Source organism: Hymenobacter terricola, from assembly GCF_017921975.2.
Classification (GTDB): Bacteria; Bacteroidota; Bacteroidia; order Cytophagales; family Hymenobacteraceae; genus Hymenobacter; species Hymenobacter terricola.
In genome coordinates this window covers 1-19,616 of the sequence record NZ_JAGEMO020000015.1, presented here as the reverse complement: position 1 = coordinate 19,616, position 19,616 = coordinate 1, and the positions used below count along the sequence as shown (strand labels likewise).

General features: G+C 62.5%; 18 protein-coding genes. 4 read left to right on the top strand and 14 right to left on the bottom strand.

Going from position 1 to position 19,616, the window contains the following annotated elements:
- Nucleotides 1-126 precede the first annotated feature (126 nt).
- Nucleotides 127-690 carry a hypothetical protein gene (locus J4G38_RS11905; protein ID WP_210521026.1) on the bottom strand — a complete coding sequence of 188 codons (564 nt, stop codon included), beginning with the start codon at nt 688-690 and terminating at the stop codon, nt 127-129.
- Complete coding sequence (deoC, locus tag J4G38_RS11900) at nt 671-1,339, bottom strand: deoxyribose-phosphate aldolase (RefSeq protein ID WP_210521025.1); 669 nt, start codon at nt 1,337-1,339, stop codon at nt 671-673. Before deoC ends, J4G38_RS11905 begins: the two co-directional genes overlap by 20 nt.
- A 169-nt stretch (nt 1,340-1,508) precedes the next feature.
- Here deoC and J4G38_RS11895 point away from each other — a divergent pair, with 169 nt between their 5' ends.
- Entirely contained in the window at nt 1,509-1,949 is a 441-nt protein-coding gene (locus tag J4G38_RS11895) for a hypothetical protein (RefSeq protein WP_210521024.1), read from the top strand.
- 248 nt (nt 1,950-2,197) lie between these two features.
- On the opposite strand, the gene J4G38_RS11890 is transcribed toward J4G38_RS11895, so the two are convergent.
- The 3 genes from J4G38_RS11890 to J4G38_RS11880 form a co-directional block, all read right to left on the bottom strand.
- The gene (locus tag J4G38_RS11890) at nt 2,198-3,886 is read right to left on the bottom strand and encodes a T9SS type A sorting domain-containing protein (protein ID WP_210521023.1); all 1,689 of its coding nucleotides are present in this window, start codon (nt 3,884-3,886) and stop codon (nt 2,198-2,200) included.
- Nucleotides 3,887-4,015: 129 nt separating this feature from the next.
- The gene (locus J4G38_RS11885; protein ID WP_210521022.1) at nt 4,016-4,648 is read right to left on the bottom strand and encodes a hypothetical protein; all 633 of its coding nucleotides are present in this window, start codon (nt 4,646-4,648) and stop codon (nt 4,016-4,018) included.
- Nucleotides 4,649-5,025: 377 nt separating this feature from the next.
- On the bottom strand, nt 5,026-5,343 hold the full coding sequence (locus tag J4G38_RS11880; protein ID WP_210521021.1) for a hypothetical protein: 318 nt from the start codon (nt 5,341-5,343) through the stop codon (nt 5,026-5,028).
- A gap of 53 nt (nt 5,344-5,396) precedes the next feature.
- Here J4G38_RS11880 and J4G38_RS11875 point away from each other — a divergent pair, with 53 nt between their 5' ends.
- Nucleotides 5,397-5,597, top strand: coding sequence for a hypothetical protein (locus tag J4G38_RS11875; RefSeq protein ID WP_210521020.1), 201 nt, complete (start codon nt 5,397-5,399; stop codon nt 5,595-5,597).
- A gap of 50 nt (nt 5,598-5,647) precedes the next feature.
- On the opposite strand, the gene J4G38_RS11870 is transcribed toward J4G38_RS11875, so the two are convergent.
- Complete coding sequence (locus tag J4G38_RS11870; protein WP_210521019.1) at nt 5,648-7,351, bottom strand: T9SS type A sorting domain-containing protein; 1,704 nt, start codon at nt 7,349-7,351, stop codon at nt 5,648-5,650.
- Between the two features lie 192 nt (nt 7,352-7,543).
- Nucleotides 7,544-7,696: a hypothetical protein gene (locus tag J4G38_RS11865; RefSeq protein WP_210521018.1), complete on the bottom strand. Its 153-nt coding sequence runs from the start codon at nt 7,694-7,696 to the stop codon at nt 7,544-7,546.
- Nucleotides 7,697-7,778: 82 nt separating this feature from the next.
- Between J4G38_RS11865 and J4G38_RS11860 the strand changes: the two genes are divergently transcribed.
- Nucleotides 7,779-8,219 (top strand): hypothetical protein, encoded by a 441-nt coding sequence (locus J4G38_RS11860; protein ID WP_210521017.1) that lies wholly within the window; start codon nt 7,779-7,781, stop codon nt 8,217-8,219.
- A gap of 11 nt (nt 8,220-8,230) precedes the next feature.
- On the opposite strand, the gene J4G38_RS11855 is transcribed toward J4G38_RS11860, so the two are convergent.
- From J4G38_RS11855 to J4G38_RS11835, 5 genes are all read right to left on the bottom strand, one after another.
- A complete protein-coding gene (locus J4G38_RS11855) occupies nt 8,231-8,503 on the bottom strand; it encodes a T9SS type A sorting domain-containing protein (RefSeq protein WP_210521016.1) in 273 nt (90 codons plus the stop codon).
- Between the two features lie 103 nt (nt 8,504-8,606).
- On the bottom strand, nt 8,607-12,008 hold the full coding sequence (gene secA / locus J4G38_RS11850; protein WP_210521015.1) for a preprotein translocase subunit SecA: 3,402 nt from the start codon (nt 12,006-12,008) through the stop codon (nt 8,607-8,609).
- Nucleotides 12,009-12,244: 236 nt separating this feature from the next.
- Nucleotides 12,245-13,423, bottom strand: coding sequence for a UDP-galactopyranose mutase (gene glf / locus J4G38_RS11845; RefSeq protein WP_210521014.1), 1,179 nt, complete (start codon nt 13,421-13,423; stop codon nt 12,245-12,247).
- A 90-nt stretch (nt 13,424-13,513) separates the two neighbouring features.
- Nucleotides 13,514-14,818: a glycosyltransferase family 1 protein gene (locus J4G38_RS11840; protein ID WP_210521013.1), complete on the bottom strand. Its 1,305-nt coding sequence runs from the start codon at nt 14,816-14,818 to the stop codon at nt 13,514-13,516.
- 193 nt (nt 14,819-15,011) lie between these two features.
- The gene (locus tag J4G38_RS11835) at nt 15,012-15,530 is read right to left on the bottom strand and encodes a GNAT family N-acetyltransferase (protein WP_210521012.1); all 519 of its coding nucleotides are present in this window, start codon (nt 15,528-15,530) and stop codon (nt 15,012-15,014) included.
- Nucleotides 15,531-15,869: 339 nt separating this feature from the next.
- Between J4G38_RS11835 and J4G38_RS11830 the strand changes: the two genes are divergently transcribed.
- Nucleotides 15,870-16,550, top strand: a complete 681-nt coding sequence (locus tag J4G38_RS11830; RefSeq protein ID WP_210521011.1) for a type 1 glutamine amidotransferase domain-containing protein — start codon at nt 15,870-15,872, stop codon at nt 16,548-16,550.
- Between the two features lie 175 nt (nt 16,551-16,725).
- Here the strand turns inward: J4G38_RS11830 and dapF are convergent, their stop codons facing one another.
- Both dapF and J4G38_RS11820 read right to left on the bottom strand, forming a co-directional pair.
- Nucleotides 16,726-17,535, bottom strand: a complete 810-nt coding sequence (gene dapF / locus J4G38_RS11825; protein WP_210521010.1) for a diaminopimelate epimerase — start codon at nt 17,533-17,535, stop codon at nt 16,726-16,728.
- A 74-nt stretch (nt 17,536-17,609) separates the two neighbouring features.
- A complete protein-coding gene (locus J4G38_RS11820; protein ID WP_210521009.1) occupies nt 17,610-19,433 on the bottom strand; it encodes a peptidoglycan D,D-transpeptidase FtsI family protein in 1,824 nt (607 codons plus the stop codon).
- Nucleotides 19,434-19,616 lie beyond the last annotated feature (183 nt).

Sequence of the window (19,616 nt, the reverse complement as noted above, 5' to 3'; positions counted from 1 at the left end):
AGAAAAAAATAGAACGTCATGCTGAGCCTGACGAAGCATCTCTACCGCTTCGTTTAACGATTGGGTTAGTGCTGCGGTAGAGATGCTTCGACAAGCCCAGCATGACGTTCTGTTACTCGTCTTGGCCTACGGGTTCTTGTTCAGCAGCACCTGGGTGGCTTCCAGCTCCAGCTTGGGGGTGAGGCCGCGCAGGCGGGCCATGCCCCGGGCGGCGTCAAGCCGGGTGAGGTAGTCGCCGATGTAGAGCCGGTAGACGGGCGATTTAAACGTGATGTAGTCGGTTTCGTCGGGGTAGCGGCCGATGATGGTGCGCCGAATGGCCATTACCTTATCGCGCTCCAGGCCCAGATACACCATGATGCGGTAGCCCTGCGCATACTTCACGTTCTGGTTGGTGTAGGCCTGGTCGCGCAGGCGCTGCTCGATTTGCGGATTTACCTGGCTGGTGGGCAGCGGGCCGGTTTTGACGGGCGCCGCGGCCGTTACCGGGGTTGCTTTGGGGGCCGGGAACGTGGGGCGGTACCGGGTCACGTCCTCCGCCGGCAGGGGGGCGACCGGAGCGGCGGCCGTCTTTTTCAGCGTGGTATCGGGGGGGGTGCTGGTGCGCGGAGTTTGGGAAGCAGTGCTGGCGCAGGCAGCCAGCACCAGCAGCGTAGGGGCCAATACCATCTTAAGCAGCGGTCGGTTCATCGGTTGAGGTAATCAGGGCCAAACTATTAGAGGAACCGATGCGGTCGGCGCCGGCGGCTACCAGGGCCAGCGCGGCTTCGCGGGTGCGAATGCCGCCGGCGGCTTTGATGCGCATGGTGGCGGGCAGCACCCGGCGCAGCAGCTCCACGTCGGCCACGGAGGCGCCCCGGCTGGCGAAGCCGGTGGAAGTCTTCACGAAATCGGCCTCCCCGGCTACGCACAGGCCGGCGGCCAGCACCACCTCCTCCTCCGTGAGCAGGGCGGTTTCGATAATGACTTTAAGCAAAGCCTGATGGACGTGGCACAAGTCGGCCAGGTCCAGGATTTCGGCCTGAATGGTGTCGGCCTTGCCCGATTTCAGGGCCGAGATGTTGATGACCATGTCCAGCTCCGTGGCCCCGTCGTAGAGGGCCACTTCGGCTTCCTTGAACTTCACCGCGGACGTGGCATAGCCCAGTGGAAAGCCAATAACGGTGCATACCGGCACGCCGGTACCGGCCAGCTGGCCGGTGGCCAGGGCCACGTAGCACGGCGGCACGCACACGCTGGCAAAGCCGTGCGCCGCGGCCTCCTCGCAAAGCCGGATGATTTGCGTCTCGGTGCAGTCGGGGCGCAGCAGGGTGTGGTCGATGCGGGCGGCTAGGGTCATGGGGCAAAGGTAGCGGGGAATGCGGCCTCCTCTGGTCCCGGCGCGGCCCCGTCAATCTCACCGCGCGGAACCATTCCTGCACCGTTCTGCTTTCAGGGCGAATCCGGCTTTAAGCTCCACCACAATCGGGGCTTTGCCGAGCGCACAGCTGCCTTTTTAATGCCCCCCTATGAGCAACGTTTTCTCTGATGTTTTTGCCCTTGAATACGAGCCCGCGACAAACGTGCTGGTGGGCCGCTGGCTGTGCGACGTGGCTGACTGCACCCTCTACCCGCCGCACAAAGAGCTGCTGACCGCGGCGCTGCAATACAACAACTGCCGCTTCTGGCTGCTCGATATGCACACCCAAGACCAATTTTCGCTCGCCTTGCTCGACTGGCTCAAAGCGCTGCTGGCCGAACAGGTGGTGTCGGTGCTGGGTTCGCCGGTGTTCGTGGCCTGCGTGGCCAACGAAAGCCACCGGAACGAAATCGAGAGCATCGGCACCGAAACGCTGTTGCGTCAGCAGGCCCGGCATGAGTTCTACCCCTACTTCTTCACCGCCGAAACGGCCGCCCGTGAGTGGCTGGCCGACAGCCAGGACCACAACCACCGGCCGCCCCGGCGCTAAGCGCCGGCAGCAACCCAATTGCCCACCAAGGCAACCGCATCAACACAAAGGCCCCTTGCCAGACAGCAAGGGGCCTTTGTGTTGATGCACCCGGCGGGCGCCCGACTGGCGGTTACGACGACGGCAAGCAAGGCGGCATTAGGGACATTAGCCAGAGCAACCAGCCCGGTGGCCTTACCACAATCCGTATTCCCTATGAGGAACAGCACCCCCGGCATCGGGTACGAGCAGGTTGATTTGATTTGCCCCTACTCCACCACCAGGCGGCGCGTGGCGGTGCCGGCGCCGGCAACCACGCGCAAGGTGTAGAGGCCGGGAGCCAGTCCGCTCAGGTCCAGCCGGGTGGAAGCATTGGTAGCGGCAGCCTGAGTGCACAAGGGGCGGCCCAACGTATCGAGCACAGTGAGGGTGACCACGCCAGACATGGCGGGAACCACCACCGTGGCCGAGGCATGGGTCGGATTGGGGTAAAGGCTCACCTCCTCCAGTGGCACGGTGGGAGCAGTGGCCGCCAGGGTAGCATCGGTGAGGGAAGCCAGGAAGCCGAACGTGTTGGCGGTAAGGCTGGTGATGACCTGGGTACTGAACCGGGCGCTGCCCTCGGTGTAGCCGCCCACCACTACCTGCGTGCCACGCAGCAGCAGCGTAGTGGCCTCGTCGCTGCCCGCCCCGCCGGCCGGCCGGACCCACGCAAAGCTGCTGCTGCTGCCGGCATCGAGCAAGCGGGCCACAAAGGCATCGTAGTCGCCCAGACCGGGCAGGGTGGTGCTGCCAAAATGCACCTGGGGGCTGGTGGTGTAGCCGGTGCAGTACACGCTGGGGCCCTGCACGGCCAGGGCCGTGACGCCATCGAAACCGGTGCCGCCGGCCGACTGCGCCCACACGAAGCTGCCGGTAGCGCCCGCGTCGGTGAGCTTGGCTACAAATGCATCGGTATTGCCCAGGCCCGTTAGGCTGGTATTGCCAAAGGTAGCGGTGGGGCTGTCTTCGCTGCCAGCCAGGTAAACGCTGGTGCCGGCCACGGCCAGGGCCGTGCTGCGGTCGGTGCCGGTGCCGCCGGCCTGCCGAGCCCAGGTAAAGCTGCCGGTGGTGCCGGCATCGGTGAGCTTGGCCACCACCACGTCAAAATCGTTGGCATTGGAAGTGGCCAGGCTGGTGCTGCCGCAGGCAGCGGGCCCGGCAAAGTGGCCGGCCACGTACACGTTGCTGCCCTGCACTACCACCGCCCGGAGCTGGCTGAGGGTGGGGCTGATGACAGCCTGCGCCCAGGCGTAGCTTGCCGAGGAGCCGGCATCCACCAGCTTGGTCACGTAGCCGGTAGAGTAGCCGGAGTTGGTGAGAATGGTTGTGCCAAAGCTGACCCTGGGGCTGTTGAGGTCGCCCACCACGTAGAGGCTGGTGCCCTGCACTGCCAGTCCAAACGCAAAATCATAAGTAGCGCCGCCAATGCCCTGCGCCCACACAAAGCCCGCCGTGGGGCCGGCATCGGTGAGCTTGGCCACGAAGCCCCGGTAGCTGCCGGCGCTGGTGAGCGTGGTGCTGCCAAAGGTGGCCGAACTCACAAAATTGCCCGTCAGGTACACACTGCTGCCGTTCACGGCCACGGCGCTCACGTAGGCAGTCAGTCCGGTGGGCATGGCTAGTGCCCAGGCCCAGGTGCCGGTGCCGGGGTTCCATTTGGCCACAAAAGCGGCGTAGGTGGTGGGGCTACTGAGAATAGTACTCCCAAAGCTGACCGTGCCATTGAAGCTGCCGGCCACGTACACGCTGCCATCGGGTGCCAGGGCTGTGGCGCTTACCTCCGAGGAGCTGCCGGCCGGGGTGCTGATGGCCAGGGCCTGCTGCCAGTCGGGGGTTTGGGCCGGTGCGGCGTGGCCGGCCAGCCAGCACAGCGCCACCAGCAGCCAGCCGCGCCAGGGGGTAGAAAGGTGTTTCATGCAAAAGAAGTAAAAAGCGAAGCCTCAAAGAAACACCCCGCACGCCCCCAACCCGGCGGCCCCGGCCTGGCTGCTCCACAAAAAAGCCTCCCACTGCCCGGCAGCGGGAGGCAGAGCCGCACTGGCCCGCTATTGCACAATGCGGCTTTTCACGGCTGAATACTGCGGCTCGGTGGTGGAGCCGGTGAGGCCGGCGGCTTTCACAAAGATTTTAGTGCCCGACTCGAAAGGACCCAGCACCCGTTCGCGACCGCCGCCCACGGCCACCAGCCAGTTGTCCTCGGCCAGCTTGCCGTCGAGGGAGTAGCGGATGAGGTTTTGGGTGGTGCCGGTGGGCCGCTTGAGCTTCACGAGCAGGCAGCCGATGGTGCTGTCGACCAGGTCGAAGTCCATTACGGTTTCGGTGGCGGGGGCCACGCGGGCCAGGGTGCCGGTGCTGCTGGCCAGGGTGAGGCCCGAGGAGAGCAGGGCCGGCTCATCGGCCAGGTAGTCGAGGTTGAGGCGTTTGGCCAGGCGGTTCAGCTCCAGCACGGTGGCCGCGCGCAGCAGGTCGCGCTGGGCAGTTTGGGCGGGCATGGGGTGGTCGGTGGCAGCCACGTCGGCATCGAGCAGGGCCACGGCCACATCAAGGGGCTTGGTCAGCTCGCCGCCGTTTTTGATGAAGCCGCTGGTGCTGGTTTGGCGCACGGCGCTGTGGGCAAAGGGCGCCAGGGCGTCGTTGGCCAGCTTGGCGTAGTCTTCGATGAGTTTAGATTTGCGCATGAAAATGAGTGGGTTGAAATGATGAACCTCAACCGTAGCAAACGCCGCACCACGTCTTTGCCCACTCCCACCCGTCCCCTTCGCCATAGGGCATTAATGCCCTCCACAGCCTGCCGGGCCACTTGGAAACAGCTGCGCGGCAGCCGGCAGCCCATCGGCAGCGCCGGCCATTCATCCCAAACCGGAACTATTCGTCCCATATCAGGACGGTAATCACTCCATAATTGCGGGTTTCCGGCAGCGATACCAAGGGTGCCGGGACGTAGCCTTTCGCATCTGGGCAGTGAATAATTATCTGCAACCAATGCCGCAACCGACGCGGGCAATGAGGCGCAAAAAGCGGTGCTGCCACAGTCGTGCAACGGTGCGGTCCCACCCTAAAGGCCAAGTAGGTTTTCGGCTTCACCCCAGCCTTCGGCGGCTTGGCCCAATTGATTTCCGACTTGGCCCGATGGGTTTTCGGATTGGGTTAAATGTTTTTCGGCTTCACCCAAGGTTTTCCCGGCTTCACTCAGGTGTTTTTCGACTTCACTCAATGGTTTTTCGACCTGGCTTGAAGCATTTTCGGGTTCATCTAAACGACAAATGACAGTTGCCCTGGTCCAGGCCAATCCCGTTAACTCCGAGTAGTAATGCCCCGCCTTCTTCCGACCAGGGAAAAATCGCAGGTCAATATCCGTATTTTTCGTCAGCAAAATCCGTTTTTCAAGGGAGTATCCGAATGACTGAGCCAGCGGATATTTGCGGTATGGAAAACACCGAAAAGCGTACCAAGCGGGTAACCTGGGCACTGGCTATGACCAGCAACACACCCATCGCCCCTTGCGCTTACGAGCGGGGACTGCTCGACCGCTACGTGCTGGGCCACCTCAGCCTCGACCAGGTGCTGCTGCTCCTGGAATGCCACGCCGCCCAGGCCACCCACCCCGCCGACCAGCTAGCCGACTGAGCCCCCGCTCACATTTCGCTGCGCCGGGCGAGTGCGGCCCTCTCCTGCTCCTACTCCACCACTAGCCAGCGCGTGGCCGCACTACCGCCGGCCGCTACCCGCACAGCATACCGGCCGGGAGCGAGACCGGTCAGGTCCAGCTCGACTTTGGAATTGGTGGCGGCCACTTGGGTGCGCAGGGTGCGGCCTAGCGCATCGAGCACAGTGAGCGTGGCGGTGACAGTGCCGAACACGGCGGGTATTTGCACGGTGACCCGGCTGTGGGCGGGATTGGGAAATACAATGGGCTGCTCAGCGGCGGCAGCCATGCTAGTGGCCGTAAGGGTGGCATCGGTGAGGGAAGCCAGGAAGCCCACGCCGCCGTTACCCACTCCCAAAACGCGAATGCGGCCAAATATCACCCCAGGTACCGCGCCCCCGCTCACGTACACCCGGCCGCCCGTACCAATGGCCACTCCCAACGCCTGCTGGGAATTTCCGCCGCCGGCCGCAATTGCCCAGTCGAAGCTGCCCGTGCCACCCACGTCCGTGAGCTTGGCCAGAAAGATGTTATCGACGAGGCCAGCCCCGGTTAAGCTGGTGCCGCCAAAGCTGCTGGTCCCGGAAAAGCCGCCCGTAACGTACACGTTCCCCCCACTGGCCGCGATGGCATTGGCGTAGTCGCTGGCCACGCCGCCCGCCCGCACGGCCCAGGTGAAGGCGGCCGAAGTACCCGCATCGGTGATTTTAGCCACAAAGACGTCGTAGCCGCCCATCGTGCCCGCGCTCGTAAATGAGTAGCTTCCAAAGGCGGCATTGAAGAGAAACCGCCCGGTCACATACACGCTGGCCCCGTCCACGGCCACGGCATTGATGATGACGGCAATGCCGTTGGTCCGCACGGCCCAGGCATACTGGCTGGTACTCCCCGTGTCCAGCAGCTTGCCCACGAAGCCGGTGAGACTGCCCCCGACCAGCACAGTACTGCCGAAGGCCAGTGTATTGGAAAACTGACCACCCACGATAACCGCATTACCGGCTACGACCAACGAGGTCACAAAGTCGCTGCCCGAGCCGCTCACGGGCTGCACCCACGTCACGGCACCGGCCGAACCGGTGTCGGTGAGATGAGCCACAAAGCCATCGGCTGTAGAGCCATTGGTGGAAGCATTGGTGACCGTACTAGAACCAAAAAGAGCCGTGGAACTATTGAACACCCCGCCCACATACACGTTGGGGCCATTGGCGGCCAGGGCGTAGGCTTGGTCGCTGGCCGTGCCCCCTAGCATCAAAGCCCAGTTCCAGGTGGCCGATGTACCGCCGTCAGTCAGCTTGGCCACGAAGCCGTCGATATCTCCCCTGCTGACCACTTGGGTACTGCCAAACGTGGCGGTGCCCAAAAAGTCGCCGGCCACATATACGCTGGTTCCGCTCACGGCCAGGGCAAAAGCGTGGTCGTCGCTAGTGCTGCCTGCCCGCTGGGCCCACACGATACTATTGGTAACGCTATTCCATTTAGCCACAAATACATCCTGCCCGCCTGCGGCGCTAAAGGTAGTGTTGCCTACGCTCACGGTCCCGCTGAAATTGCCGGCCAGATACACGTTGCCACTGGTATCCGTCGTGGTGGCTGTCACGGTGGTGCCGCCGCCGATAGCCACGGCGGCTTGCCAGTCCGGCACCTGTGCACGCGCATTCAATGCCGTTGCCAACATCATCAATAAGGCACAGCCGATTATCTGCCAGCCATGCACAAAGAAGGAAAGGTGTTTCATCTTTAGGTAAAATACACTGATGTCCGGTTATGCCATTTTGTAAATGTAGTTGACCATCACATTGCGCCATTAGCTTAAAAACCAACAACGCCCCGACCAACCGGCCGGAGCGTTCTCATATTCAGCAAATGGACCGGCTACCTAGTCTACCAACACGCAGCAGTGTTCCGGCACGTCCTGCTCCACAGTTTTCTACTTCGCGTCGCGCACGATGCGGCCGTACAGGTCCGGTGCGCTCACCTTTTCGTTGCGGTTGGCCACCTGCTGGCGGCGCCCGGAGGTTGGCTTCCCGGCGAACTGGTGGGGCAGCCGGCTTTCGGGGCGGGGCCTTAAGGCGTCAAGCATCGGTTCGTGCGCCACGATGAGCCGGCCGCGCTAGCTCATCTGTTAAAAATTCTATATCTTTAATAGCATATCCTTTCCTCCCATGCCCACGGTCCTCTCCGACGCCTTCTCTCTCGAATTTGAGTCCATTTCGAGGATACTGGTGGGCCGTTGGCGGCACGACGTTGCCGATACCTCGCTGCACCCTCCTCATCAGGAATTGGTGGCCGCCGCCCGGCACTACAACTGCTGCCGCTTCTGGCTGTTCGATATGCGCGCCCAGGACGAGTACAGCCCCGCCCTGCTGCGCTGGCTCAAGACCTTGCTCACCGAGCAAGTGGGCATCGAGCTGGGCTCGCCGGTATTCGTGGCCTGCGTCGCCAGCGAAGTCCATCGCCACGCCATCGAGAGCATTGGCACCGAAACCCTGCTGCGGCAGCACGCCTGGCACGAGTTCTACCCCTACTTTTTCGACAACGAGCCCGATGCCCGCGATTGGCTCATCGGCTGCCAGGACCACGAGCACCGCCCACCCCGCCGCTGAGGGCGAACCGGCTATTCCACCACTAGCCGGTGGGTGGCGGCGCTGCTCCCGGCCGCCACCCGCACGGCGTACAGGCCGGGGGCCAGGCCGGTGAGGTCCAGCCTGGTCGTTGAATTGGTAGCAGCCGTTTGGGTGCACAGGGGGTGGCCCAGCGCATTGAGCACGGTGAGGGTGGCCGGGGTCGCGCCGGGCACGGCCGGCAGCAGCACGGTAGCCGGAGCAGTGGCCTTAAAGAAAGGAGCCGGAAATCCGATTCGACTGCCCGGCAGTTCGGTCGTTAGCACGGAGCCGGCGGTGGCCGTCCGGTTTCTGCCGCCCCACCCAAACGCGAAACGCACCGGCCAATCGGCCGGTGCGTTCCCTTATCCATTCAAATGGACCAGCTACTTAGTCCACCAGCACGCAGCGGTGCTCCAGCACGTCCTGCTCCACGGTCTTGTACTTCACGTCGCGCACCACGCGGCCGTCCATGTACTGCACGCTTACCTTCTCGTTGCGGTTGGCCACCTTCTGGCTGCGCACGGGCACCTGCTTCACGGCGGGCTGGTCGGGCGGGCCCATGTCCTCAGGCCCGGCGCCCAGGGAGTGGAGCATGTCTTCGTGCTCGACGGTGAGTTTGGGCGCGGGCTCCTCGTCTTCGAGGTAGTAGTCCTGCTCGTCGTTGGTGCCCACGGCGCCTTGCTGCACCGGCACATCGGCGTGGAAGAGGAAGGAAGTGGTTTCCTCGTTCACCTTACCAATCATGCGCTTAAACAGCTCGAAGGACTCGAACTTATACACCAGGAGCGGGTCTTTCTGCTCGTACACGGCGTTTTGCACTACCTGTTTCAGGTCGTCCATCTGGCGCAGGTGCTGGGTCCAGGCCGTATCAATCACGGACAGCACCACCACCTTTTCCATCTGGCGCAGGATGTCGTGGCCGCCGGTGGCCTGGGCCTTGCGCAGGTTGGCAATGGCCTGCACCTGCTTCTTGCCGTCAGTGAAGGGCACGGCAATGTTCTCGTAGGGCGCGTTCTGGCCCAGCAGGTCGTTCACCAGCGGCAGCGAGTTGCTGGCAATGTGCTCGTTCTTGCTCTGGAAGTAGCCCAGGGCCTCGTCGTACAGCTTTTGGGTGAGGGCCGCAACCTGCAGGCCGGCCAAATCCTGCTGGCTGAGGTAAGTATCATACCCAAACACTTTGATAACCGCCAGCTTGAAATCCTCAAAGTCACCGGTGATTTTGTGGCCGGCGGCGATGTCCTCGCTCACGTCGTAAATCATGTTGAGGATGTCGACTTCCATGCGGTCGCCGTGCAGGGCGTTGCGGCGGCGCTTGTACACCACTTCGCGCTGGGCGTTCATCACGTCGTCGTACTCCAGCAGACGCTTGCGCGTGCCGAAGTTGTTTTCCTCCACCTTCTTCTGGGCCCGCTCGATGGAGTTGGTAATCATCGAGTGCTGGATAACCTCGCCCTCTTCCATGCCCATGCGGTCCATCAGCTTCGCAATCCGGTCCGAGCCGAACAAGCGCATCAGGTTGTCCTCCAGGCTCACGAAGAACTGCGACGTACCCGGGTCGCCCTGGCGGCCGGCGCGGCCCCGCAGCTGGCGGTCCACGCGGCGGCTTTCGTGGCGCTCCGTGCCGATGATGGCCAGGCCACCCGATTCTTTGGAAGTCTCACGCAGCTTGATGTCGGTGCCCCGGCCGGCCATGTTGGTGGCAATGGTCACAGTACCGGGGAAGCCCGCGCCGGCCACAATTTCGGCCTCGCGCTGGTTCTGCTTCGCGTTCAACACCTGGTGCTGAATGCCGCGCAGCTTCAGCATACGCGATACCAGCTCGGAGATTTCCACACTCGTAGTACCCACCAGCACGGGCCGGCCAGCCTCCACCAGCTTCTGGATTTCCAGGGTCACGGCGTTGTATTTCTCACGCACCGTCTTGTACACCTGGTCGTCGGAGTCCTTGCGCGAAATCACCCGGTTGGTGGGAATCACCACCACGTCGAGCTTGTAGATTTCCCAGAACTCGCCGGCTTCGGTTTCGGCCGTGCCGGTCATGCCGCACAGCTTGTGGTACATGCGGAAGTAGTTCTGCAAGGTCACCGTGGCATAGGTCTGGGTGGCGTCTTCCACGCGCACGTTTTCCTTGGCCTCGATGGCCTGGTGCAGGCCGTCGGAATAGCGGCGGCCTTCCATCACGCGGCCGGTTTGCTCGTCCACGATTTTCACCTTGCCGTCGTCGGTCAGGATGTACTGGTCGTCCTTCTCAAACAGCGTGTAGGCCTTCAGCAGCTGGTTTACGGTGTGCACCCGCTCCGATTTCTCGTTGTAGTCGCTCATCAGCTTCTCCTTCTGATGCAGCTTTTCCTCGGCCGTGAGGACCGTATTTTTCTCGATATCGGCAATGGCCATTCCGATGTCGGGCATGATGAACAGGTGCGGGTCTTCGCCCTGCGCCGTAATCAAATCGATGCCCTTTTCGGTCAGCTCAATCTGGTTGTTCTTCTCGTCAATCGTGAAGAACAAGGTTTCGTCGGCCTTCGGCATCTGGCGCGAGTTGTCGGCCAGGTAGTGGTTTTCCGTGGCCAGCAGTACGGCCCGGTTGCCGCTTTCGCTCAGGAATTTGATGAGGGGCTTGCTCTTGGGCAGGCCACGGTGGGCGCGGAACAGCATGAGGCCACCCTCGCCGTTTTTGTCGCCTTCTTCCGCGCCGGTTTTGCCTTCGGCGATGAGCTTGCGGGCCTGCACGAGGTAGTTCTGCACCACTTTCTTCTGCTCGTCCACCAGGCGCTGGATGCGCGGCTTGAGCTGGTAGAATTCGTGCACATCGCCGCGCGGCACCGGGCCGGAGATGATGAGCGGCGTCCGCGCATCGTCAATCAGCACGGAGTCCACTTCGTCGACCATGGCGAAGTGGTGCTTGCGCTGCACCAGCTCCTCGGGGTCGCGGGCCATGTTGTCGCGCAGGTAGTCGAAGCCGAATTCGTTGTTGGTGCCGTAGGTGATGTCGGCCTGGTAAGCAGCGCGGCGCTCCGGTGTATTGGGCTGGTGCTTGTCAATGCAGTCCACCGTGATGCCGTGGAATTCGAACAGCGGCGCGTTCCATTCGGAGTCGCGCTTGGCCAGGTAGTCGTTCACCGTCACCAGGTGTACGCCACGCTTCGACAGCGCATTGAGGAACGACGGCAAAGTCGAAACCAGCGTTTTGCCTTCCCCCGTGGCCATTTCGGCGATTTTGCCCTGGTGCAGCACCACGCCGCCAATCAGCTGCACGTCGTAGTGCACCATGTCCCAGGTAATTTCGGCCCCGCCGGCCAGCCACTTATTGGCCCACACGGCCTGGTCGCCCTGGATGGTGACATTGGCCTTACGACGGGCGTACTCGCGGTCGTAGTCGGTGGCGGTTACCACCAGCTGGCCGACTTCCTTATAGCGGCGCGCTGTTTCTTTCACAATGGCGAAAGCGGGCGGCAGCACTTCCAGCAGCACGGCTTCGAGGTCCTTGTTGCGCTGCTTTTCCAGCGCGTCAATCTGCTCGAACAGGCCTTCTTTCTGGGCCACGTCCAGCTGCGGCTGGGTGTCGATTTGCTGGTGCAAGCCGGCAATCTGCCCATCCAGGCCGGCCAGGCGCTCGGCAATGCGGGCGCGCACGCCGTCGGTCTGGGCGCGGAGCTGGTCGTCGGTCAAGCCGGCCAGTTTGGCATATTCGGCATTAATCAGCGCCACGTAAGGCACGATTTCTTTTAAATCGCGCTCCGACTTGGAGCCAAATATTTTGGCGACGGTCTTGCCTAGGAATTCAAACATTTAGGTAGTCTTTTAGCGAATAAGCGCCGTGGCGCACCTCAAATTTACGGAGCGTTCCGCTAAAACCGTCCCAAAACGAAAAGCCCCGCCAAATTGGCGGAGCTTTTAGGAAGCGCGGACTCTGCAAGTCCGCACCTCGCCGCATGGTGGCGAATAATCGTCGGGGCAAGTGCACAGCCCTTTTGCGGTCCCGGATTCGCCGCTACGCGGCGAGACGCGGACTCGCAGAATCTACGCTACTCCTGCTTGGGCGAGCGGCTCACCAGCTTTTCCACCAGCGCGGTGCTGCCCGAAATGGCGGGGCGCACCGGCTTGGCGGCGTTTTCGCGCTCGGTCAGCTTCTTGTAGAGTGTGAGGGCCTGGGCTACTACCTGGTCCATGTTGTAATACTTGTAGGTGGCGAGGCGGCCCACAAAATGCACGTTGGGCGTCTCATCGGCCAGCTTCTTGTACTTGTTGTACAGCTCGGCGTTTTCGGCCATCGGAATGGGGTAGTACGGGTCGCCTTCGGCTTGCGGGTACTCGTACACGATGGCCGTTTTGGGGTGGTCCTGGCCGGTGAGGGCTTTGAACTCCGTGATGCGCGTGTAGGGGTGCTCGTTGGGGTAGTTCACCACGGGGGCCTGGAGGTGCTTTTCCTTGTTCAGGGTTTCGTGCTTGAACTCCAGCGAGCGGTAGGGCAGCTTACCGAATTTAAAGTCGAAATACTCATCCACCGGGCCGGTGAAAATCATTTCCTTGAAGGGAATGAAGTCCATGATTTCGTGGTAGTCCGTGTTCAGCATCACCTTGATGTTGGGGTGGTTGAGCATGTTCTCAAACATCCGGGTGTAGCCGTGCAGGGGCATGGCCTGGTAGGTGTCGGTGAAGTAGCGGTCGTCGCGGTTGGTGCGGGTAGGCACGCGGCTGGTGACGGATTTATCGAGCTGCGAGGGGTCGAGGCCCCACTGTTTGTTGGTGTAGTTTTTGAAGAATTTATTGTAGAGCTCGCGGCCTACTTTGCTCACCACCACGTCTTCCGACGTCTTGATAACATCGACCTGCTCGGCTACGGAAGCAAAAAACTCGTCCAGCTCGAAGCTGGTCAGGCTCAGGCCGTAGAGCTTGTTGATGGTGTCGAGGTTGATGGGCATGGGCACGAATTGGCCATCTACCGAAGCCAGCACGCGGTGCTCGTAGGGGCGCCAGTCAGTGAAATTGCCAAGGTAGTCGAACACGTCTTTCGAGTTGGTGTGAAAGATGTGCGGGCCATACTTGTGCACCAGAATGCCGTCCTCGTTATAATGGTCGAAGGCGTTGCCCGCAATGTGGCTGCGCTTGTCGATGATGAGGACCTTTTTGTTGCTGCGGGTGGCCAGCCGTTCGGCAAGCACGCTGCCGGCAAAACCGGCCCCAACGATGAGGTAATCGAACATAGTGCGTGGGGTATGGAAATGTGGTAAGGAAGAGGCTATCGGGAGGAAATCAGAAATACTGCATCGGGCGCACGGCCCCATCAGGCCAGCCTAGTGGGCGGGCGTAATCGGGGGAAGCGTCACTTCCGACACTTTGGGCGCGAGCAGGGGCGCGCTGGCCTGGGTGGTGGTGGCCGCGTCCGGGGTTTTGCCAGCCAGGCGCTGCTGCATCAGGTCCACCATTTGCTGCCAGGTCTGGTCCCAGGAAATGGTGGCCAGGTAGTCATCGGTGCGCTGCCGCCAGTCGGCATCGGTGCGCTGGGTGAGGGCCGTGGCGATGGCCCGGCCGAAATCAGCGGCGTTGTCGGCAATCTGCACCAGCTTCAGGTCGCCGTAGGGACGCACCACATCGCGAATGGGCGTGCTCACTACTGGGTTGCCGGCCGCCAGATATTCCGGCGTTTTGGTGGGCGAAATAAACTTCGTGCTCTCGTTGTCAGCGAACAGCAGCGTTGCTACATCCCAACCCTTTAAGTAGGCGGGTAGTTCCTTGTAGTCTTTGCCGCCGAGGTAATGCACGTTGGGCGTGCGGGGCAGCGTGGCGGGGTCAATTTTCACTACCGGCCCGATGATGACAAACTGCCATTCCGGATGGTTGTGAGCCAGTTCGCGCAGCAGCTCAATATCCAGCCGCTCGTCAACCACGCCAAAGAAACCGATGCGCGGATGCGGAATGGCGGCCTGGTCGGCCGGCTCGGCCAGCGGGCCGCGGGCCTGCCCAAAGTGGGCTTTGTCGATGCTGCTTGGAAACGGGTGCGCATCGGGGTGTTGCTCGCGCTTGGCTTCGTAGAGCGTGTGGCCGCCGGTGAACACGAGGTCGGCTTTGCGGAACAGCTCCTGCTCGCGACTTTTCAGCTCGGGCGCGGCAAATTTGAAGTTGGCCAACTCGTCCATGCAGTCGTACACGGTGAGCGCGGGGTGGAACTGGCGCGACTTACCCAAAGCCATGGGCGTGTAGTACCAGAAAATGTACCTGGTCAGGCCTTGCTCGTAGAAAAATTTGCTTAATACTTCAAACTGGACCTGGTCGCTGGCCTCTTCGTCGGCACGGAGGCGCTGGGGCAGGTGCACCACCACCACTTTCACGCCGTTGTCGCGCTCTTTGGTTTCAACGTGGGGCTCAATCAGGTCGTCGCCATGGTAAAAAGCATCTTCGACATAGAACACCCGGCCGTGCTGGGCGAAGCGCGACAACAGGTGCTGGGGCCGCTGCCACACAAAGTCCCAATGCAAATGCGCAAAGCAAACCAGGTCGGGCAGGGTATAGGGAGGAGTATTTTCAGCAGCCGATGCGCTGGGCTGGGCAGCGGTGGTGGAGGCACGCGAATGTGCTTCCACCGTCGAAGAAGGGGGCATGAAAACTGGCAGGAAGAAGTGATTTCGCGCCGCTCCTGAACAACTCAGCATAGCTCGGCCGGGGCGCTTGCCGGATTATACGCACCCGGTCCTCTGAAGGATATGGCTCAGCTTACTGGCCCAAATCACTGGTACTGCCGCATTGGTATTTCGGAGTATGTAAGCAAAACCATGTCCAGGAATTATTCATGGGCTACAGTAGGCACTGCCATTCCACGGCGTCCTGCCAACCAGTGGCGGTGCGCAGCCACTCCCGGCGGGCCCCTACGCGCCGAAACCCAGTCGCCCGAAACAGCTTCATACTGCCGCGATTACCCGCGCCTACGGTGGCATGCACCTGGTGCAGGCGCAGCACCTGGCGGGCGTGGGCCATCAGCAATTCCAGGGCCTGCCGGGCGTAGCCGTGCCGCCGCTCGCCGGCGAGAACGGTGATGCCCACGCCGGCCCGCTGATGCAGCGGGTCGTAGTCGAATAGGTCGACCACCCCCACCGGCACGCGACTAATCTCAGTAGTAATCACCAGCCGCAGCTGGCGCACTACGTAGAAATCGGCCGTGGCGTGTTCCAGGTACTCCCGCAGCGCGTGGCGCGACACGGGCACCAGCGTATCCGACACACCCCAGATGTCCGGGTCGTTTTCCAGCGCATACAGAAACTCGAGGTCGTCGGGTTCGAGGGCGCGGAGATGAACGGGCGAAGCGGGCAGGTGCATGGGCAGGGTTGATGGGGGAAAGTGGGTAGCAGCCGAGCAAAGATGGCCGCAGCTCAAACTTCCGCATTTATTCCCAGGTCGGCTTTTTGCTGTGCCCACGCTGCCGCAGGTCGTTGCGTTTTTGGCCGCCAAAGAAGCGCGGATGCAGCACGTATAATGTTTAATTGTGCACAATTAAACATTATACAACTGTTTTGCGTTTACCGGTCACAACCCCTCCATGCCCTCCAGAAAGCGGATGCCGCTGCCGGGTACAGCCCGGCCTGCTGACACCGAAACGGGGACAAGATGCGCCACCGATTTTTAAAATTCAATCCGCCACCCCAACCCCACGCACGTATGAAAATTGCCATCATTTTGACCTCGCACGATGAGCTCGGCAACACCGGCCACAAAACCGGTTTCTGGCTCGAAGAATTTGCCGCGCCCTACTACGCCTTCGTCGATGCCGGCGCTACGCTCACGCTGGCTTCGCCCAAAGGTGGCCAGCCGCCCCTCGACCCCAAAAGTGACGACCCCAGCGCTCAAACCGAAGCCACGGAGCGCTTCAAGAAGGACCCTGCGGCCCAAAAAGCCCTGGCCAACACCGTGAAGCTCGACACGATAAAAGCGGAGGACTTTGACGCCGTGTTTTATCCCGGCGGCCACGGGCCGCTGTGGGATTTGGCCGAAGACCCCAGGTCCATTGCCCTTATTGAAACGATGTACGCCGCCGGCAAACCGGTAGCCGCCGTGTGCCACGCCCCCGGCGTGCTGCGCCATGTGAAAGCCACCAACGGCGAACTGCTGGTAAAAGGCAAATCGGTGGCCGGCTTCACCAACACCGAAGAAGAAGCCGTGCAGCTGACGAACATCGTGCCTTTCCTGGTGGAAGACATGCTGAAGCAGAACGGCGGCAACTACTCGAAAGGCCCCGATTGGCAGCCCTACGTGGTGACGGCCGGCAACCTGATTACGGGCCAGAACCCGGCGTCGTCGGAGCCCGCCGCGCAAGAATTGCTGAAGATGCTGAAGAAGTAGGCCAAGCGTCAACCTCTCCCCCTGCTCCCCTCTCCCAAAAAGAGGGGGAACCGGACTTGCGCGCAACGTATTTTTCAACAAAAAGAGCCCAGCAAGGCATGCTGGGCTCTTTTTGTTTTGCTCTGGACCCGAACCGGTGCCCCCTCTTTTTGGGAGAGGGAGGCAGGGGGTGAGGCTACGCGGTGGCTGAAACCTCGCCGCCAAATACCCGCACGGCCGGGCCGCTCAGCCACACTTCGGTGAAGCCGCCGTTGGGCTGCTGCTGGAACGAGACTTCCAGCTCGCCGCCCTCCGTGCGCAGGCGCACCGGCGAGGCGGCCCCGCGCTGCGAGGCAGCCAGCGCCACGGCCGTCACGCCCGTGCCGCAGCTGAGGGTTTCGTTTTCTACGCCGCGCTCGTAGGTGCGCACGGGCCAGGGATGGGCGGGGTCGAGGGGAATTTCCACGAAGTTGACGTTGGTGCCGGTGGGGCCGTAGGCCTGGTGGTAGCGAATGTCGTGGCCGGCGGCGAAGACGTTGAATTTGGCCAGGCTGGGCGATTCCCTGGGGTCGAGGAAGTGGATGTGGTGGGGCGAGCCGGTGTGCAGAAACACGTCCTGCTCCCCTACTTCGGCTTCCTGGGGCGCGGCCACGTCAATCATCTTCAGGCGCACGGTGCCGTCGGCTTCCACGCGGGCCTCGTGGGGGCCATCCACGGCCAGAAACCGGGTTTGGTCGCCGATTAAGCCCAGAAATTTAGCAAAGGCCACGGTGCAGCGGCCGCCGTTGCCGCACATGGAGCTGGGCCGGCCGTCGGCGTTGAAGTACACCATCTCGAAGTCGAAATCGGGCTTGTTGCGCAGCAGGATGAGGCCATCGGCCCCAATGCCAAAGCGCCGGTGGCACAGGCCGGCAATCAGGGCCTGGTCGGTTTCATCGAAAGCACGGGCGCGGTCGTCAATCATGACGAAGTCGTTACCGGTGCCTTGGTATTTGTGGAACTGCATGAGCGAAAAGCTGACGGCGGGGGCCGGTCGTAAAATCTATTTTGCAAAGAAACCGTTCAGCCGGCGCAAGTTATTCAATGCCCTTGCTCGGCCAGGTTGCCGCAGCGCAGCCAGTTCTCCCAGCGCTTGCGTTTCGGGGCAATTTTTCCGCGCAGGTATTTTTCCATCAGCAGGGCTGCGCACGGGGCCGCCGACAGGCCGCCAAAGCCCGCGTTTTCGATGTACACGGCCACCACGATTCTGGGCTGGTTGGCCGGGGCGAAGCCGGCGAAGGTGGCGTGGTCGTCGCCTTCGTCGTTTTGCACGGTGCCGGTTTTGCCGGCCACGCTGATGCCCACGTCGGCCAGGCTGGCCAGCTCGGCGGTGCCGCCGTGGCCCAGGGCCGCCACCATGCCGGGGATGAGGGCCGCGAAGTTGGCACTGTCCACCAGCGTGTGGTGCTTCACCTGGAACCTGGGCAGTGGCACGCCCGAACTGCCCACGGCCCGCACGAAATGCGGCGTCACGTACCAGCCCCGGTTGGCAACAATGGCCAGCACATTGGCCGTTTGCAGGCCGGTGAGGTTGATTTCGCCTTGCCCGATGCTGAGCGAGTAGATGGTTCGGTAAGTCCAGCCGCAGCGGCCGTACCGGTGGTCGTAGTAAGCCGGCAGGGGCACAAACCCGGGCTGCTCGCGGGGCAAATCCACGCCCAGCAGCGTGTCGAGGCCAAAGGATTTCAGCTGCCGCGCCCAGGCCGCCAGGTTCTGGTGGCGCACGGCGCAGGTGTCGACGGGTTGCGCCAGCGAATCGGGAATTTGCTCCACCACGGCTTGCAGCACCCGGTAGAAGTACGGGTTGCAGCTGTATTTCAGGGCCTGGGTGAGGTTGCGGGCACTGGGATGCTCGTGCACGCAGTTGATGAGGGACTGGTCGCAGCGAAACGCGGCCAGGGGCGTGATGGCGCCCAGCTGCAAGGCCACGGCCGCGTTCACCAGCTTAAACACCGAGCCCGGCGGGTTGGCCTGCAACGCGGGCCGGTTGAGCAGCGGCATGTCGGGATTGAGCAGCAGCGCGCCCCGCTCGCGGCCCCGGCCGGAAGCCGTGAGGACGGCGGGGTCGTAGGTTGGGGCCGATACGTAGCACAGGATTTCGCCCGTGGCCGGTTCCAGGGCCACAATGTAGCCCTTGCGCTCGCCCATGATGCGCTCGGCGTAGGCTTGCAGCTCCGTGTCGAGGCTGAGGTGCAGGTCCTGGCCGGGCTGGTACACGGTATCGGCCGCCCAGGTGCCGTGGCGCTGGTTCAGCACGTCCACCAGCGGGTGGTAGGCCCCGCGATGGCCGGTGAGCAGGGCGTTGTAGTAGGTTTCCAGCCCGCCGTTGCGCAGCCGATAAAAACGGCCCCGGGCCAGGCGCTGGGCCTGGTACAGGAAGGGCTGGGCGTTGTTGTAGGCGTAGCCCAGCACGGGCGCGGCGATGTGCACGGTGTAGTTGCGGGCCGAGTACTCGCGCACCGTGAGCCCCGGCCACGTGCGGCGATGCCGGCGCAGGGTGTCGGCTTCGGCCGCGGTGAGCGCCAGCTGCGCGGGCAGCTCCCGGCGGCGCAGGTCGCGGGCGCGGTATTCGAAAGCACTATCGGGCCAGCCCAGCAGCCGGTTGAGACGGGCCGAATCCAGCCATTTGCGCTGCGGCAGGAGGAGCAGGTAGCGCGGCCCGGTGGAGGCCAGCAGCGAATCCTTCCGGTCAAAAATTTGCCCCCGGTGCGGCCGGAACACCTGGCGGCGCGGCGTGTACGTGTCGCGCGGCAGCACGATGCCCACGCCGGGCACCGGCACGCGCCACCACCACAGCCCCAGCGCCAGGCCGGTGAGGAGCAGAACGACGATGGCGGCTAACTTCTTGCGGTTGGCAGGCAGCATCCGGTAAAGCTAGGACGTGTGAACAATTAAGGGAGCTTTGAAGATGCAAAAAGACCGCACATTCCTGACCGACCCGCACTGGCAACGCCTTTCGCCACTCTTGCCGGGCCAAGCGAATGCCTGCGGCGTGACGGCCAAGGACACGCGCTTGTTCGTGGAGGCCGTACTTTGGCGGCTGCGCTG